Genomic DNA, 16,291 nt, shown 5'->3' with positions numbered 1-16,291 from the left:
GGATGTTTCGTGAACAAATTTATCTATAAGAGATCAGCTGGTATTACTGCGTTATCAGCACAGATTAGCGATTTTGAGTACAAAAATCACTCTCATCAAGAATATGCAATTGGCGTAACATTACGCGGTATTCAACATTATCATTTGAATGGCAACTTACAGCTATCTCATCCAAAAGGAGTTATGTTATTTAATCCGGAACAAACACATGACGGAAGAGCATATGACAAAATAGGGCTTGATTATATTATGCTTTATATCGAACCACAAATGATTCTAGATCTTATAGAGAAAAAGGATGTTGTACGTCTTTTAGAACCTGTTGTGTACAGTTCTAAGCTAAGACAAAAAGTGTTAAGTCTTTTTCGCGCTATATCAAATGAAAGAGATGAGGCATTATGCTACGACTTGTTTATTACTTTAATAGAAAGCCTTATGCAAACCGATCTCTCTTCAGATTATAAAAGAGATGATACTGTAATTCGGAGAGCGAAAAATATTATTCATCAAACGAACTTGGAGAGCATGCTTAGAATCGATGATATATGTAGTGAGCTTGATCTATCTAAATTTCAATTCATCCGTTTTTTTAAGGCGCATACGGGAATCACTCCATATCAATACTTTCTTAATTTAAAGGTTGACTATGCGAAGCGGATAATTGAAACCTATGGAGATATTTATTTAGCGGTAGCTATGTGTGGTTTTGTAGATTTAACTCATTTAAATAAATTATTTAAGAATGTTTATGGGACAACCGCATTTGATTACATGTCACATATAAAAAACTAATGATATACTAACTCAACAGTTTGAGGAGGAAGTGTGCTTGATACAAACAACTGATTTACTAAAAATGAAGCGAAATCAAGATAAAATTGTAATGATTACTGCCTATGATTATCCTTCTGCAAAACTTGCAGAGAAAGCGGGCGTAGACGTCATTTTAGTTGGGGATTCACTAGGAATGGTTGTTTTGGGATATGATTCAACCATTCCTGTTACACTCGAAGATATGATTCATCATACAAAAGCCGTCAAACGAGGAGCAAAAGAGACCTTTATCATTACAGATATGCCTTTCTTAACCTATCATCTATCAGTTAAAGATACATTACTTAATGCCGGAAAATTAATTCAGGAAGCCGGTGCCCACGCAGTGAAACTTGAAGGTGCCGATGACGTAATCGAACATATTGCAGCCCTGACGAGTGCGGGGATTCCTAGTTGCGCGCATCTTGGCTTAACCCCGCAAACAGTCGGCGTCTTAGGAGGATATAAGGTACAGGGGAAAGATGCAGTAGCAGCTAAGAAACTGTTGGAAGATGCTAAAAAATGTGAAGCTGCAGGGGCATTTGCTCTTCTTTTGGAATGTGTACCAAGACAACTCGCAGGGGAAGTATCCCAAGTACTTTCGATTCCGGTCATAGGTATAGGTGCCGGTGTAGATGTAGATGCCCAGGTTCTTGTCTACCATGATATAATTGGTTATGGTGTTGAGAGAGTTGCTAAGTTTGTAAAACAGTATCAATCAATGGATAATCAAATATTAGACGCTATTAAAGCGTATACTGTTGATGTGAGAAATAGTCAGTTTCCTGAAGAGAGACACTCCTTTACGATGAAGGAAGAAGAATTGAATGCACTCTATGGAACAAAATGAATTCATCTGTAGCTATAGAGTAAAACGTTACTTTATTTGCTCCCTCACTGTAGTGAATGCCCGATATCTGTTTAATAGAGGAATTGTCGATACTGCCTAACCTCAGTAAGTACTAAAGATAATATGATTGCTGAAATGTTTAAGGTTGCCTTAGAGCTCGAAGAACCATGGAAATTGACACATATAGAATATGATAATAAAGACGAGGCCTGGTATCTATTCATCGACTTCGAGCGGAGCGCGATGTTCTCTTGTCCGTCCTGTGGTGCTGCATGTAAAGCCTATGATGCGGAGAAGAAGGTGTCATCTGGATTTTTGGAATTGGAAAACTTATATGCACGCCCGTGTCCCTCGGACCAACTGCACAAACTGCACAAGGTGACCCTCGTTCCTGTAAAGTGGTCACGTCCCCTATCCCACCTCACGCTGCAATTCGATGCTTGGGCCATGCGGCTTATGGCGGAGATGTTGGTCAATGCAGCCGCAAGAGAACTTCGAGAACACAATACACGGATGTGTCTGATTTTTCATTACTACGTCTATGTAGCCATGAATGAACTGGATCTGACGGGTATGAAACGAATTGCTGTAGACGAAACTTCATCCCGTCGGGGCCATCGCTACATCACTTTATTTGTAGATGTAGATACCAAAACGGTGTTGTTTGCAAATGAAGGAAAGGGTAAAGAGACGCTAGAGACATTCGAGGCATTCAGGAACAGTTCCCTGAGGCTGAGAGTACCTTTGATAAGTTTCAAGTCATGAAAATGGTGAATGGGGCCGTTGATGAAGTTCGCAAAGAAGAACAAAAGCGAGTTCCTGAATTGAATAACAGTCGATATCTGTGGCTAAAAAGGTATCTACCTTAAAGAACGAACAGAAGCTGAAACTGGAAAAACTAAAGGACGGGCACTTCCAAATGGGAAAATCTTACCGCTTAAAGCTATCTCTGCAGGAGCTCCGGACACAGCCTCAAATTCTAGCCGATGTCTATTTACGGGAATGGATGGGGTGGGCTAGACGCAATGTTGTCAGGTTAAGCATTTATAGCCCTCGCCTCTTGGTTTTTTTATTAGCTTTTGTCTGTTTGTCGCGCGTGAAGGAGCGACCCTTGACGACAGGAACAATATTACGCTGTAGTTCTTCCAGAAAGCGAGCCTGTAGAGTCTCCCGTTTTCCATCATCCTCTTCCAACGCCATTTCAATGAGCCGGTTACGTAGTTTGCCGACCAAGATATTTTGGTTTATTCGATACTCGCTGTACTTCAGGGGCTCCGTTCGTTTAGTTTCCATCATTTGTTCCTCAGCCTCTTGTTCCCTTACGGAAGCCATGTTGCAGCAGAACCCTAGCGTAGAAGTCCTGCTCAATGAGTTGGGGCTCCTGTCCCGAAAATTCTCAATCTCAAACTTCTGTTTCAAATCATCAAAGCAAGTTTCATTTCCCCATCTTAAATACAGCGGCTTACTCGCTTCGTAACTCAGTTCATCCGCGCTGACGTTCGTCAGCAGGATTTCCGTTTCGCCGGTGGACAGCTCTATTTTCTAGACTCGAACGTGCAACACTGTTCCCGGCGGAATGATCTTACCCTGCTTCTTAAGCTGGTAGGCTCTGGCTTTCGTAATTTCTATCGTTACGTTTTCATCCGGCTGAATGGTGTTCATGATTTCTTTGTAGAATGATCCTTGTGCCCGCATCAAGTAAGCGATCCCTCTCTCTTGCAAGTACAACAAGAAGTCCGCAGACGGATAACCACGATCAAATTGAATTAGATTTCGAACTGAGGATGACTCCAACTGCAACAGATGTTCAATATTGCGTTTGGCCAAATCGCGTTCATTATCGTCATATCGACTGAGACAGGTGCTTACAATCAGTTTGTTTTCCACTTCGTACAAATGGGAAGAGAGAGCTCTGGCGATCCGAAACCCAATCTTGTATGTTGTGGTATACCCATAAACACTCCGAGTTTCCGAGGTATTGGGTAGTTCCATCACGCTGCCATTCATCGGCAGTAGCCGAAAACCGTGGTGCGTTTTTAAAGCATTCTCTTCGTAGAAGGCTCGAACTAATTCGTCGTTCAGCATCGTAAACGCAGTGGGAGAGAATTTTTGTCTGGCTTCGGAGAACGATTGTTTCGTGTATGTGGTTTTTGCTGCTTCTTCTGGCATAAATCGCTCTCGAAACTCATCCAACTCTAACTGTGTTGGTTTTCGAACCATTCGAAGGACGAGCAGCAGCAACGGAATAAATCCCATTTTTCGATTTCGTTTAAAATCTTTCTCGTACCGCTTTGCACTTTCTTTAAATTCATCGCTTTTCATCTTGTTAAACACATGGGATATCGTAGTGGATTTGTTTTTTCACACGGATTCATCCATTCCTATCGTTTACCTCTGCTATACCAATTTCTACTAACCTGACAACATTGGGGCTAGACGCTCCCAACTGAAACCTATGATGGAGTTATCCAAAACCTTGATTTAAGATATGCCTATGATCTCATGACTGGCGTCAGGTTTACAGGTGGGCTAGGTTTGACGCTTACCTTGAAGCGACACGAAGAATGCATCTTACGATGGTTTCATAGTCGTATGACGAATGGCTTCCTTGAAGTTATTAACGGGCTCATCCAAGCGGTAAAGAGAAAAACGCGGGACTACCGTAATGTCCAAAACTTGATTGCGATGGTGTACATGACAGCGAACAAGCTTAGACTCCCAACGCTCGCAGCTCGTCGAGGGCAGTACCCCTCCCCTTTATACAAGGGAGTTAAGAATCTATTAAAACAAATAAGATATTGTGACCCTCCGGTTCCGAGGTCTATACATACATAGAGGCTCTTTTTTTCTTCGCAGATGAGGCTAGTGATTCTGGTTTTTCAGACCCCACTCCAGCAACTCATACCTTGAATTCTCGAAAATGCCCCCACCAAAACTAAGAAGAACAAGAACGTCCGTTTCTATCAACTGAAGGTTGGATCTTTAGTTCACCCTGTAATAAGAAAGGTTTTGTTTAGAAAAATGAACTCCTGAAGTTGAATCATTAATTATACAGATCCTTCTGGTTCCTCTCTCGGAATTTGCGGGGGGATTCACCGATTACACGGGTAAACAGAATGGAGAAATAATTGGGGTTGTCGTATCCAACCATTTTGGCGATCTCCCATACCTTCTTGTTGGTACTGGCCAATAGTCTCATGGCTTCTCCCATACGGCGCTGAATTAAGTAGTTGATCGGTGAGATTCCGAAATTGTTCTTGTATATGTGAACCAGATAATAGGAGTCGATATGAAAAAATTGTGCCAGGTCCATAAGGCTTAGCTTGCGTCTGTAATTAGTGTCTAAATATTCTTTGATTTGATTGGCAAGCGGGGATTTCCCTTCCTTTGTAGTATGATGCTGCAAAAGAAGCATGCGTTCAAGCAGGAGCAGGATAGCTTCTAATAAATGCTGAGAGATCTGTTCATAACCACTATTTCGCAGCGAAAACTCGCCAAATAATGTCTTCATCAGCAAGGACAGCTCATTTGAATAATGGTTCGAACGAATGACTGGTTCTCGGTCGGGTTGAATGACCCAATCACGTTGTTCGGCAATAGGAGAGTTGAAGCGAAATCCGCAGTAATAGGTAAACAATGGTTTGTCTGGATCAGACTGCTCCTCATGCAAAATCCCCCGATTATAAATCAATACATCCCCTTTTTTTGCAGTATAGGCCTTACCATCAATCACAAACGAACCGATTCCGCCTTCAATAAAAATAACTTCATGCAAATCTTCATGCTTATGAAGCGCAAATTTCCACTCCGGGTTGTCGCTTAACTTACCAGCGTAAATCAGCTTGCTGTTGTAGGCGAAAGAAGTATGGGTTAATAATAAGTCGTTGCTCTCGCGCATAAGACACCTACTTTCAAACATTATTGATTGGATGACATTATAATGACAAGATATATCATATTTTACCGAAAGACAACAACAACCTTTATTGTTCCCCGTTCGGTTCATTTGTAAAATTGATATGAGGATAAGAAGAGATTTTAAGCGAATGGATGTGGTGACATATTGATACTTGACCACGGCGCGGTTCGCCATACCTGGGAAGAGAAAGGATACGTGCACATGCGAAAAGCAGTTCCGTTTTTCTACGTGTTGCGTTTTGAAGCGTGGAGACAAATGGAGAGTCAGCCATTGACGGGTTCCTTGAATCATCATCAGTATATCTGGGACATCCGGTCTATGCCACGGATATATTCGGCATTTGCCGTTATCTTGAATACTCCCGCTATCTGGGTGGAGTTTTGCAGTGCGAAATCGACGGGTATCCTAGACTCTTGTCCGTTAATATAGACGGAAGCAGTATTAACATGCAAGATGGAAATCGAATTTTAGCTCTTGAAGCCAACCTGGCTGATTTAATTATTATTGACCAGCGGCGATTGCGGATTACGAGTTATACGGATAGAGATTGGTTCCCCCTAAGGTATATTCCGGCTCAAGAGAACAATCATGCCTTGATCAAACAGCGGGAGCAGCAATATCTCGAGGGGCAACATCCCCCGGCTTTTCTTACTGAACTTGGTCAACAATTGCTCGGCCACCATCAGTGGGGAACAGAGAAACAATAGAGTGAAGGAGGAGATAAAATGTGGGTTTTACTAGGGTTGCTGATCTGGACGTTTCTTTGCAGTACGATTCTGATATCCGCCAGCTATGCTATATCACTTGATGACAAAACATCCCAGATATAAGTTCAAAAGATCGATCTATTAAGCAATATATATAATAATTATGTATCACTTGGATCATAAACAAGTTGGATAAGCTGGAGGTTAAAGACCTCCTGAATTTCGAGGACTAAGGACTTAATTCAGCAGTTAAATCCGGATACTATCAATGTGGCTAAAGGCGGAGCTTCCGTGATGCTTCTCATTAAAGATATTGAGAAATCTCATGTATTTACTGCAGGAGATGTACTGCTTGGCAATGTCTCCAAGAGGGGGATTGGATTGTTATAGCCGGAAGCGGCGAAGTTAGAACGGAAACGCTTGCCAATGCCAACTGGCCTTGCGAGAATGAGAAGTCTCCATCGTGGGGATGTTTTTATTCTGATAAGAGATCTTGATAGCGTTAACTGTTAAATCTAATGTGAATTATCAAGTTACCCCTAAGGGCTTCGATAGAGGAATCAATATGCAGTAGGTACATGTTTTACGGTCCAAAATATAGATATTAACCAATAATTCAATAGGTGAGATATTCCGTTTAAACGGAATATTTCACTATTTTTTGTTATAAATTACCTTTCAAGTAGAACAACAGAAGCCTGATGCTATTAATATTTCTGCTATTTTCTCCTCATTCTGTGCACTACAAATGCTTGCAGGAGGAAGACTAAAGGTTGGAAAGGAATACCAGTCATATGTATAGCGTTTGCGAATGCCATTAATCTTAATCAAAGTCAAAAAGATGATCGCCATGAATGTAATGGAATGGTACGGTACTTAAGAAGCTTGGGGTAGAATTACCCAGCAGGCCGAGCTTGCTGCTAAGACAAAGACTGTATACTCGTTGTGAGTTACAGTCTTTGTTTTTGTGTAATCAAAATTCATTTTAGCCATTTCGAGAGTACTTAGCTACTACTGATGTAAGTTATCATTTAATAAATTTATAACGCCACCACTGAGCAATATATGCAAGTGATACTAAGTTAATCATTGATAAAAGATGTTCGCATATATATAATACAAACAAATGTTCTTTTATAGGTGTTTGCTAGACTTACTGTACAAATTATCAGGAGGATAATAGATGAAAAGAAAAATAGATGGGGATTTATTGGATAAAGAAAATATTATATTACGTACAAAACCTAAACTTACTAGGGTTCAATTACTAGTGATAAAAAGTGCCATAAATAAGTCTATTGAAGATCATAGTCCATTATGGTTAAAAGTATTTTATCCTAATTATGATAGAGTGCTACACGGTATCGTAATGACTGTAGATTATCAGTTACAACGAATTGAATTGAGAACTATTGGAGATCAATCAGAATGGATAAAAATAGAGGATATCTTAAACGTAATTGAATCGAAGGGCTAGGCCTTAGTTTGTAATTTTGGGTTGATATAGAATTGTAGTTGAAGCAACTGAAGATGATGATTTGACATTAATGGTAGGTGATTAAATGGGTGAAATAGTGAAAAATCAACATTATATTCCACAGAATGTTCTTAAACATTTTGCTGATAAGGGTAAAGTTTCTGAAGTGTTGGTTGAAAAAAAATGCCGATCCGTACCAAATCCCTTATCGAAATTCTATGTCAGAACGCTTTACAAATGAGCATTCACAATTAGCGACCAACGCAATAGAAAACTTTTTTCAAAAAATTGAGGATGACTTTGGGCCAGCTATTGTTGAAGTATTACGTTTACTAAGGCAGGTTGATTGTGGTGAGGGGAAATTAAGTAGTGTTGAAGAGTATATCCGTTCCTACCTTAATGCAATAATAATTTATTACTATCGAAGTGGTGCGTTATTGTATGAATTTGAACATGAGACTACAAGTAAAGAGAATCGGATTTCAACGATGCTTAACAAATTATCGAATACGAATTACATAAACAATCTTAGCGAAACTATCAGAAAATATTATGATTTTGCTATTATTAGAAGCAAATCTGGGAATTTCTTAATCAGCGATCAGTACATCTCTACTGCTGCATTAAGAATTAAAAGTAGATTCTCTGATATTAGTAATAGACATTTAGGACTTATTGAGGTTCTAATATTAGTACCTCTTTCCAATGAGTATTATGCAATTTTCTATCATGGACATAAACCAGAATATATTCGACCTCAATCCATAAATTATCTTACTGACGAACAAGTACTCGAAATTAACAAAGTTATCATAAATAATTCCTATAAAAAATGTGTTGGGAAAGAAAAGAGTACACTTCAAGAGGCCCTACCTTATTTTGAATGGCGATCTCCTTCTGCAATTTATATTGGCCACAACTCTGGCAAAGTAAGTGGATCAACACTAAAAAATGAAGTCTTCTTTTATGAGAAGGAGAAGAGAGCTTGGGAGCTTTTTACTGATCCTATGCATTTTAGAGACTTCAATAATTTGGGCAGAAATGACTATTGTGGTTGTGGGAGTAATAAAAAGTTTAAGCTATGCTGTTTTGAATATTATGTGGAAGTCAAACGAATATGGAGAACTATTAATGATAAAAATCTAGTATTTAAAATCGGAGTACATCCACGTGCGCAAGTTGAAGAAAGTATATTTTCATTTTGAGTTGAGAAAAGTGAAATCAAGTATACTTTTATTGATAGGCGTAAGTTTATGGTTCTGATCTTTTAATTAAGCGTTGAGTTTTATGATCTTATACCTATTTGAGCATTTTGCATAATTCAATTTTCGATTCTAAGGTCGTAGTCTAACCACTTCCAAAGCCCCGTTTTGTGATTTCGGTTATAAATGGTCAGACGGGCAGAATTTCGGAGAATCATAAATTTTAAGCGGCGTTTTGGACTCGTTGCTTCGCAATGGCAAGTGCAGCAGCAAGTAACACAATCGCATTTAAATATTGGTGGGTTGTTACCTTTTGAATCCCCCAGACATGGAGCTGGTCTGCGGTTAAATAGGTCTTCATTCGAGAATTACAGCGTTCTACACTGGTCCGTTTATTGTAAAGCTCCTTCCAGCCTCGGCTTTCTCGATGCGGTAGAGCGTAACGTCTAAGATCCGTTTGGCTGTCAACTTTGACCACCATTCCATAATTAGAGGACGAACAAGCGGCCATGCCTAAAGGACAATTCACATGTCCTGTCGCATGTGGACAACGGAATTTCAAAGATGTCTTCTCTTGCCCCCAATACGTCATGGGAAAGCCCATCGAACAACAGGGCGTACCTTTGCGCGTAATTCCTGCTGGCGGTTCCTTTTCATTCCGTGGATTCAGCGGAATAATGGCTTGTGCCTTGACGTTCCGGGCTCCCTCGTAGTTTTTCATTTGGTCGTAGCCCGCATCCATCATGAAGAATTTCACTTTGGATTTTGCAGCAGCCAGCGTCGTGAGTGCAGGCCCTTCGTCTCCGTCGTTCACATGGGCAGGGGTTACCTTCAGTGCCATCGGAAGTTCACTTTTGGCATCGACGGCCAGATGCAGCTTATAGCCAAACCACTTGATTTTATTGCCGAAGGTGTCAAACTTTGCACCCCAGTTGGCATTGCCAGTGAGCTCGCTTTTTCGCTTGGGTTCTTTTTTCTCGTAAGCGTGAATGGATGCGCTGTCGATGGCGACATGAGTGCCGTCGATGATTCCAGCTTCTTGGCACTGAGTCACAAGATCCTCAAACAACTGCTGGGCAAGGCTTTTCTGAGTCAACTCGGTAAAAACCCGGCTTAGAGTGGAAATCGAAGGGGCAGGGATGTCTAGCCGAAGTCCACATTGGTAACGGAAACGAAGGTCAAACTCCAGTCTGCGTGCGAGGCCAGTGAACGTATCGATGTTCTCCAAGGGAGCCGCGAGTAAGGCACGAAGAATGCCTTGCCGACAGTGCCCCTCCGCTCCTCGGGGTGAAGGTTTTCTCAATTCTCTCGCATAAGGACGCAGGTCGAGAGCGCTGAAAAAGATGGGAAGACGTTCTTTGGAATCCATTTTTTGAAGCTCTTCAAAGGAAAATAGACTTTCTTGGAGAATATACAAAGGGGGCTTCCTCCTCTTGAGTGTTTTGGTTTCGTCACCAAAAAACTTCTCCAAGTTGGGGTGAAGTCCTTTTTTATATCCAAAATTCCTTTGTGTAGCAAGGACTTAGATTAATGCAAAATGCTCAAATACATGCCCTGCTTAATTTTCTTCCGCATTTCCCTTGCGAATCTGAAATCTTCCTTATAACGAATGGGTAGGGTCCATAGATTGTCCCCTTACCGTCTTTGGAAGTGAAATGAGCAGGATCGTAAGGCTCTGCTCATATTTTTCTGCTAACATTTTTGCTAACATGGCTGCATATCCAAATATCTGAACGCAGAGAGTGTGGAACACAAAAAAGGTTCTGTATATCTGGGAATCACATTCAAACACACAGGACTCAGGGTAATAACACTCCTTTTCAGAGCTTGTCTAATCACAAGCTCTGGAGGGAGTTTTTTAATATGTAAGATTTCATGAACCGCCGTATATCAAACGGTACGTACAGTGAAATGAGAGATCCGAGCCCATTGATTACTGTCGAATAACATCTTAATTTGTTGTATTATTGATTAATCTAGTTTTCAAGAACCAAGGAGGGTTAAAGTTTGCTTACACTGAGAAGAGCCGACCCGGGTCAAAGTAAAAAGCTCAGTCTTACATCGCTGCTTACGGGCTTGGTTACGCTGGTGGTTCTACTAACCTCAAGCATCCTTCTGATTGGCTCTTACGAGTCCAAAAAACAGTCCTTGATGGAGACTACACTCCATCTGAATTACTACAACGCTGACCGAATGACCAAAACAATGGATTCCTTATTTCAGTCCATGCGCAGCAGTTTGGAATACAGTGCTGACACACTCTCCGATGACGAAACCTCAACGCCGAAGCAAGTGGATGATAATTTGGAACTGATGCGCAATAGTAGCAATTACTTCAATTCTATCGCCGTGCTCGATGCCGACGGGCTGATCCGCAATGTAGTACCGGCTAGTTTGGGGTCAGTAGGAAACCATATTACTTCTAAGGTCGGTTTGGAAGCTCTGGCGTTAAAAAAACCTTACATATCCTCCCCCTACATGACCCAAACCACCAATAGACTAATCGTTTTTATGAGTCAGCCGATTTTTAGCAAGAATGGTACATATCGCGGTATTTTGAGCGGCACATTTTATCTGCAGGAGAACAATATTTTGTCTATGATTTTTGGCGACAATAACGTGGACGATTCTGGCTCCTATTATTATATTGTGGATTCCAGCGGGCATCTGTTGTACCACCCGGATAAGCAGCTCATTGGGGAGGATGTCAGCAATAACAAGGTTGTGCAGAAACTCATGAATGGGGAGAGTGGGGAACAGCAAGTGCGTAACACCCGTGACGTTGAAATGCTTGCCGGATACTCCAGCGTTCCAGCCAACGGATGGGGAATTGTGGTCGTTTCGCCGATTAGTGTCATCCATCATCAACTGATGGGGCACCTTCGGACCATTCTCTGGTATTCGTTGTTTCCGTTCATTATCCTCCTGATGGGCGTCATTCTCGTAGCACGCAAGCTGGCCCGGCCTTTTGTGTACCTGGCAAATCTGGTGAGCAGGATGGGCAAGGAGAAGATTGAATTGCCAGAAGCGAAGCCGCAATGGAGCCGAGAGGCAGATCTGCTGACCAAGGCTGTGTTGCTTGCCGTGACGGATATTCAGAAGCAGACGGATCAACTGACCCAAGAGGCTACGACGGATGCTCTGACCGGTTTAATGAACCGGAGATCGTTAGAGTATACGATGAGTCAGTGGATTGACTCAGGACAACCGTTTTCGCTCATTGTACTGGATGTAGACAAATTCAAACTCGTGAACGACACTTACGGTCATCTCATCGGCGACGAAGTGCTGAAACATGTAGCCAAAGTTATAGTTACCTCGGTTCGTCCAGACGATGTTTGCTACCGCTACGGCGGTGAAGAGTTCATCATCTTGCTAGCCCACACAAGACCTGAGGAAGCTTTCATCATAGCTGAAAGAGTCCGGCGGGCAATGGAACAAAGCAGGGGGCCAATCGAGACACAGGTTACAATCTCTCTAGGAATCGCCCATTATCCTTTTCATACATTGGAGCGGGAGGGGCTGCTGGAGAAGGCGGATCAGGCGTTATACTTGGCCAAGAGCAGGGGAAGAAACCAGACTATGGTCGCTGATGTTTGAAACAATGGCTCGAAATATAGAAGCATATAAACCTCCTTTGCTATATCTGACTAAATCAGATGAAGTAGAAGGAGGTTTTGTCAATGGCTATACGTTTAACAAAAGTTAAAAAGGCAGCAATAGCAATAATGGAAGAAGCATTAAACAGTCTATCAATTAGAAGAAAGCGAATAACCTCAATGAACAAGCAGTCCTTGATTACCCATACATATCAATCTACGTTTCAAACATCTACCCGACACTACAGAATCAGATGATGAGTTTAGCCGTCAACTACGCTCATTTGCGCATATCCTGTTGTGCTGTACGTGCTAGCCCGAGCCCCATATGCAGTGTTTGAATTCAGTTTAGTGAGATATAGTTTTCCACCTTGCGGTAAGTTATTTGCATAACCTACATCCGAACCAGTGTTAAGATTTGTGAAACCGGCATTATAGCTTGTCCCTGGTAAAGAATCACCTATCATTGTGACTCTATTAGCGCTGGAATAAAAGGTGTAAAACGGTAGTGACGCTCCAGAATTTGAGGGTTCAAATAAGTAGACAAACCCAACATAATTCGCGGCTAGGGTATGAAAATCATAAGTTTGAGGCTTAGTTAACTGTTCTTTTCGTACATCTTCTTTCAATTTAGGAACATCCCAACCTGGAAAAAGGTCCGAAAATTCTGGAAGTTCTACTAACATTCCATCGGGCAACTCATAGCCAACCTGACCATCAACAGTCCAAGAAGTACTGTATATTATAGAATTCCTTGCATTCAAGATGTCGTCTTTCCATTCCGTAGGAGCTGCGTCAACATCCTGATAAGCGAGCTTCTCTTCCGACAGGGAAGCGAAGTAGTTCTGCTGATTACTTGCAAGCGCAAAGCTTGGAGTGAGGAGGAGGAGGAGAGCCAGGGCCGAGAAAACAAAGAGAGATTTCTTTTTCATTAATTAGTAGCCTCCATTCTAAAATTGGGAATTTGGTTTTTCGTTCAACGTGAAAGTATTCGTTAATTGTTCATCGGAATTGCCTCCGTTTCATTAGTGTTAAACTATGAAAATGCTTCTTCATAATATATATGTCTTAATGTATCGAATTGGGGACAAAGATTTTCAAAAATATCCCAATATTGTTTTTGTGGGTGATAAATAGGATAAAATATTTCTATTTTATAGATTTGACATGAATTCAAGACAAATGTAGAATATCATTGTAGACAGTTGTCTTAAAGGAGTTGATTAATAGAAATAATGAGAAAATTGCCAGATGCAGAGTTTGATATCATGAAAGTTGTGTGGGCCAATGATTCACCTATAACGACTAATGTTATTATGCAACAGCTTGGAAATGATAGGAAATGGAAAGCGCAAACGGTCATTTCTCTTATGTTACGGTTGGTTGAGCGTGGCTTTATTCGAACTGAAAAAAAGGGAAAAGAGCGCACTTATTTCCCTTTAATTAACAAAGAGGAGTACCTGAAATTTGAAACAGGCGACTTTATGGAGCGTTTTCATGCGAATTCATTCGTTAGCTTGGTTGCTACGCTATATGCTAGTAACAAAGTAAAGGACAGTGACCTCGATCAATTGGAAAATTGGCTGAAAGATAAGAGGGAGTGATATGCAGGGATTTTTAGTTACCGTGCTCCAATGCTCTGTATCTATGTCATTGCTGACGCTTGTGTACGCGGCAATACAGCCCTTTATATCCAAACGATATGTCGCAAAGTGGAATTATAGGGTTTGGCTGCTGCTTGCGGTAGGCTGGATATTCCCCTTTCGTCCACAGATTGACCTATTAGTTCTCCCTGTGACCATGCCGGATCTTCCTGCAACGCTTGTTCCATCCATAATCCGTACTGTCCCCTTAATGGACTTTGGGGATAGGGGGGATGCTTGGGCAACAATCTCTTTATGGTGGGTGCTTACAGCGATTTGGGGGTGCGGTATTGTAATCATAATACTGTATCATGCTCTACGGCATAGTCGTTTTATGAAGACGGTACGTCGTTGGAGTGATCCTGTAACCGATGCGAAGGTTCAAGGGATTTTAGACAGTGTAAGGTCGGAACTCGGGATTAAAAAGCATATAGGTTTATGCGTATGTGAAAGCGTTACAAGTCCTATGTTCATTGGCTTTATACAGCCTGTCATTTTACTGCCGCGAGTGAAACTATCAGATGATGAAGTGTATCTAATTCTAAAGCATGAGTTGATTCATCTTAAACGGCATGACCTCTGGTGCAAGGCCATGATCTTGATTGCAACCTCGTTTCATTGGTTCAATCCAGTTGTCTATCTTATGGCAAAAGCGGCAGCGGAACAATGTGAAATCTCTTGTGACGCATTGGTTTTACAAAACGCAGATCATCAACGGCGAATACAATATGGGGAAATCATTATTACTGTTGCGAGGAATGGGGCGAAGCTCCAAACAGCATTATCAAGTAATTTTTATGGAGGGAAAAAAGGTTTGAAAAATCGCATTTCTTCAATCATGGACCTAAAAGAGAAGAAAAATGGTGTTCTATTCCTTTGTGTGGCGCTGATAGCAATTATATGGATAGGGTCCGCGTTAACCGTTTCAGCTAACGCAGATGAACCTCAAGCATCTACTACTACCGAAGTTGTTACTTCGTCGTATGACAGAAATGACAATATTGATAGCGATAGTGAAATTGTTAATGAGGTAACACGCCTCAAAGAGCTATTGCGCCGCTATGCAAATAACCTAGGATATAAATGATGAATAGGAAGAAGGCAACCTTTTAGAGGGTTGCTTTTTTATTTTTAATTTTTTTTGAAAAAGTGTTCCTATTATCTGTTTATAGGGTAGTATTGAAATACCAATATTTATATGTTTATATAAAATTATAACTAAAGTAGATTGTATTTCATAAAAAGGAAATGGTGGTGAGAAGGCGGTGCTAAATGATAATCAACGTCGCACCATAAAAGTATTATACGGAAATGTATAGTTCATTGTTGGCATATGCACAAAGCAAGTTGAATGACCGCACACTGGCCGAAGAAGCCGTTCAGGACACATTTAGAATCGCATGTGCTAAAGCCGACAAATTTCTATTTTGTTCCAATCCGAAAGGCTGGCTATTTAATACATTAAAGAATGTTATTAAAAACAAAGTTCGCAGTCGGGCATACCTTAAAAATATAGTAGTAACTTCATTCGAAATAGATGAAAACGTTATCTTTGAGGATAGTGACGTACTTGATGTTGACTTTATATTTTCTGACTTAACCAATATTGAAGACTATAAATTACTTAAAAAAATTACTCTGGAGAAGTATTCAATGATGGAGGCGGCTAATGAAATTGGGATTTCTGTAGAGGCCTGTAAAAAACGGGTTCAGCGAGTAAAGAAGAAGTTAAAAAAAGTTTTGAAAAACATAGTTTAACCAGCCAGCAATCATGAAAATAATATAAGTGTTCTGGCGCAAAAAAACAGTGGCGCAGCAAGTATTGTATTCAACCTTGTTATGCAGGAGAGGTTACGGCTATCGTGGAGCTGCTTAATAAGCAGAGAAATGGATAGGACCGGTAACATTTGTTCATCATCTGAAGGATGCGTTCATTATGCCTGGTGTACATGATAACCATGTATTTTTTACCGGTTACATGTCCATGCACCGTGGAGTGGATCTGACGAATGTCGCTACAATCCAAGAGGCTTTAGAGTTGCTAAAACAAGAGGCAAAAAAAACCTTATAGCAAAATGTAT

The 16,291-nt window shown here is 40.9% G+C and carries 17 protein-coding genes; 12 read left to right on the top strand and 5 right to left on the bottom strand.

Features of this window, described 5'->3' with window-relative positions; genetic code table 11:
- Nucleotides 1-9 precede the first annotated feature (9 nt).
- The 3 genes from NST58_RS24215 to NST58_RS24205 all read left to right on the top strand — a co-directional run bounded on the left by NST58_RS24215 (nt 10) and on the right by NST58_RS24205 (nt 2,428).
- Nucleotides 10-792, top strand: a complete 783-nt coding sequence (locus tag NST58_RS24215; RefSeq protein ID WP_076191884.1) for an AraC family transcriptional regulator — start codon at nt 10-12, stop codon at nt 790-792.
- A gap of 37 nt (nt 793-829) precedes the next feature.
- Nucleotides 830-1,663, top strand: a complete 834-nt coding sequence (gene panB / locus NST58_RS24210; RefSeq protein WP_076191882.1) for a 3-methyl-2-oxobutanoate hydroxymethyltransferase — start codon at nt 830-832, stop codon at nt 1,661-1,663.
- Nucleotides 1,664-1,786: 123 nt separating this feature from the next.
- Nucleotides 1,787-2,428 carry a transposase gene (locus NST58_RS24205; protein ID WP_076191880.1) on the top strand — a complete coding sequence of 214 codons (642 nt, stop codon included), beginning with the start codon at nt 1,787-1,789 and terminating at the stop codon, nt 2,426-2,428.
- 279 nt (nt 2,429-2,707) lie between these two features.
- Here the strand turns inward: NST58_RS24205 and NST58_RS24200 are convergent, their stop codons facing one another.
- On the bottom strand, nt 2,708-3,031 hold the full coding sequence (locus NST58_RS24200) for a hypothetical protein (protein ID WP_076191877.1): 324 nt from the start codon (nt 3,029-3,031) through the stop codon (nt 2,708-2,710).
- A gap of 174 nt (nt 3,032-3,205) precedes the next feature.
- Nucleotides 3,206-3,985 (bottom strand): hypothetical protein, encoded by a 780-nt coding sequence (locus NST58_RS24195; protein ID WP_076191875.1) that lies wholly within the window; start codon nt 3,983-3,985, stop codon nt 3,206-3,208.
- A gap of 180 nt (nt 3,986-4,165) precedes the next feature.
- Here NST58_RS24195 and NST58_RS24190 point away from each other — a divergent pair, with 180 nt between their 5' ends.
- Nucleotides 4,166-4,498: a transposase gene (locus NST58_RS24190; RefSeq protein WP_081387827.1), complete on the top strand. Its 333-nt coding sequence runs from the start codon at nt 4,166-4,168 to the stop codon at nt 4,496-4,498.
- Between the two features lie 208 nt (nt 4,499-4,706).
- On the opposite strand, the gene NST58_RS24185 is transcribed toward NST58_RS24190, so the two are convergent.
- A complete protein-coding gene (locus tag NST58_RS24185) occupies nt 4,707-5,561 on the bottom strand; it encodes an AraC family transcriptional regulator (protein WP_076191869.1) in 855 nt (284 codons plus the stop codon).
- A gap of 266 nt (nt 5,562-5,827) precedes the next feature.
- Between NST58_RS24185 and NST58_RS24180 the strand changes: the two genes are divergently transcribed.
- The 3 genes from NST58_RS24180 to NST58_RS24170 all read left to right on the top strand — a co-directional run bounded on the left by NST58_RS24180 (nt 5,828) and on the right by NST58_RS24170 (nt 8,971).
- Complete coding sequence (locus NST58_RS24180) at nt 5,828-6,289, top strand: hypothetical protein (protein ID WP_179086285.1); 462 nt, start codon at nt 5,828-5,830, stop codon at nt 6,287-6,289.
- Between the two features lie 1,183 nt (nt 6,290-7,472).
- A complete protein-coding gene (locus tag NST58_RS24175; protein ID WP_076191864.1) occupies nt 7,473-7,766 on the top strand; it encodes a YolD-like family protein in 294 nt (97 codons plus the stop codon).
- Between the two features lie 173 nt (nt 7,767-7,939).
- A complete protein-coding gene (locus NST58_RS24170; RefSeq protein ID WP_179086284.1) occupies nt 7,940-8,971 on the top strand; it encodes a DUF4238 domain-containing protein in 1,032 nt (343 codons plus the stop codon).
- A gap of 220 nt (nt 8,972-9,191) precedes the next feature.
- On the opposite strand, the gene NST58_RS24165 is transcribed toward NST58_RS24170, so the two are convergent.
- Nucleotides 9,192-10,385 (bottom strand): transposase, encoded by a 1,194-nt coding sequence (locus NST58_RS24165; protein WP_339244447.1) that lies wholly within the window; start codon nt 10,383-10,385, stop codon nt 9,192-9,194.
- 590 nt (nt 10,386-10,975) lie between these two features.
- On the opposite strand from NST58_RS24165, the gene NST58_RS24160 reads away from it, so the two are divergent.
- A complete protein-coding gene (locus tag NST58_RS24160; protein WP_076191859.1) occupies nt 10,976-12,568 on the top strand; it encodes a sensor domain-containing diguanylate cyclase in 1,593 nt (530 codons plus the stop codon).
- Nucleotides 12,569-12,830: 262 nt separating this feature from the next.
- Here the strand turns inward: NST58_RS24160 and NST58_RS24155 are convergent, their stop codons facing one another.
- Complete coding sequence (locus NST58_RS24155) at nt 12,831-13,499, bottom strand: hypothetical protein (RefSeq protein WP_036683328.1); 669 nt, start codon at nt 13,497-13,499, stop codon at nt 12,831-12,833.
- Nucleotides 13,500-13,802: 303 nt separating this feature from the next.
- On the opposite strand from NST58_RS24155, the gene NST58_RS24150 reads away from it, so the two are divergent.
- From NST58_RS24150 to NST58_RS24135, 4 genes are all read left to right on the top strand, one after another.
- Nucleotides 13,803-14,171 (top strand): BlaI/MecI/CopY family transcriptional regulator, encoded by a 369-nt coding sequence (locus NST58_RS24150; RefSeq protein ID WP_036683325.1) that lies wholly within the window; start codon nt 13,803-13,805, stop codon nt 14,169-14,171.
- A 1-nt stretch (nt 14,172) separates the two neighbouring features.
- Nucleotides 14,173-15,297, top strand: a complete 1,125-nt coding sequence (locus tag NST58_RS24145) for a M56 family metallopeptidase (protein ID WP_076191857.1) — start codon at nt 14,173-14,175, stop codon at nt 15,295-15,297.
- 224 nt (nt 15,298-15,521) lie between these two features.
- Nucleotides 15,522-15,968: a sigma factor gene (locus NST58_RS24140; RefSeq protein WP_076191854.1), complete on the top strand. Its 447-nt coding sequence runs from the start codon at nt 15,522-15,524 to the stop codon at nt 15,966-15,968.
- Between the two features lie 178 nt (nt 15,969-16,146).
- Nucleotides 16,147-16,281, top strand: coding sequence for a hypothetical protein (locus tag NST58_RS24135; protein WP_256715948.1), 135 nt, complete (start codon nt 16,147-16,149; stop codon nt 16,279-16,281).
- Nucleotides 16,282-16,291 lie beyond the last annotated feature (10 nt).

The organism is Paenibacillus sp. FSL R10-2796 (assembly GCF_037965315.1).
GTDB classification, from domain to species: domain Bacteria; phylum Bacillota; class Bacilli; order Paenibacillales; family Paenibacillaceae; genus Paenibacillus_AQ; species Paenibacillus_AQ odorifer.
Note: the sequence above shows the minus strand (reverse complement) of the source record. Positions and strands in the feature narration are given on the sequence as shown.

What these genes read in the sequence shown, in the direction of transcription:
- NST58_RS24205 (WP_076191880.1), top strand. Translation starts at nt 1,787, where the DNA reads ATGATTGCTGAAATGTTTAAGGTTGCCTTAGAGCTCGAAGAACCATGG.
- NST58_RS24195 (WP_076191875.1), bottom strand. Translation starts at nt 3,985, where the DNA reads ATGAAAAGCGATGAATTTAAAGAAAGTGCAAAGCGGTACGAGAAAGAT.
- NST58_RS24190 (WP_081387827.1), top strand. Translation starts at nt 4,166, where the DNA reads ATGACTGGCGTCAGGTTTACAGGTGGGCTAGGTTTGACGCTTACCTTG.
- NST58_RS24185 (WP_076191869.1), bottom strand. Translation starts at nt 5,561, where the DNA reads ATGCGCGAGAGCAACGACTTATTATTAACCCATACTTCTTTCGCCTAC.
- NST58_RS24175 (WP_076191864.1), top strand. Translation starts at nt 7,473, where the DNA reads ATGAAAAGAAAAATAGATGGGGATTTATTGGATAAAGAAAATATTATA.
- NST58_RS24155 (WP_036683328.1), bottom strand. Translation starts at nt 13,499, where the DNA reads ATGAAAAAGAAATCTCTCTTTGTTTTCTCGGCCCTGGCTCTCCTCCTC.
- NST58_RS24150 (WP_036683325.1), top strand. Translation starts at nt 13,803, where the DNA reads ATGAGAAAATTGCCAGATGCAGAGTTTGATATCATGAAAGTTGTGTGG.
- NST58_RS24145 (WP_076191857.1), top strand. Translation starts at nt 14,173, where the DNA reads ATGCAGGGATTTTTAGTTACCGTGCTCCAATGCTCTGTATCTATGTCA.
- NST58_RS24140 (WP_076191854.1), top strand. Translation starts at nt 15,522, where the DNA reads ATGTATAGTTCATTGTTGGCATATGCACAAAGCAAGTTGAATGACCGC.
- NST58_RS24135 (WP_256715948.1), top strand. Translation starts at nt 16,147, where the DNA reads ATGCCTGGTGTACATGATAACCATGTATTTTTTACCGGTTACATGTCC.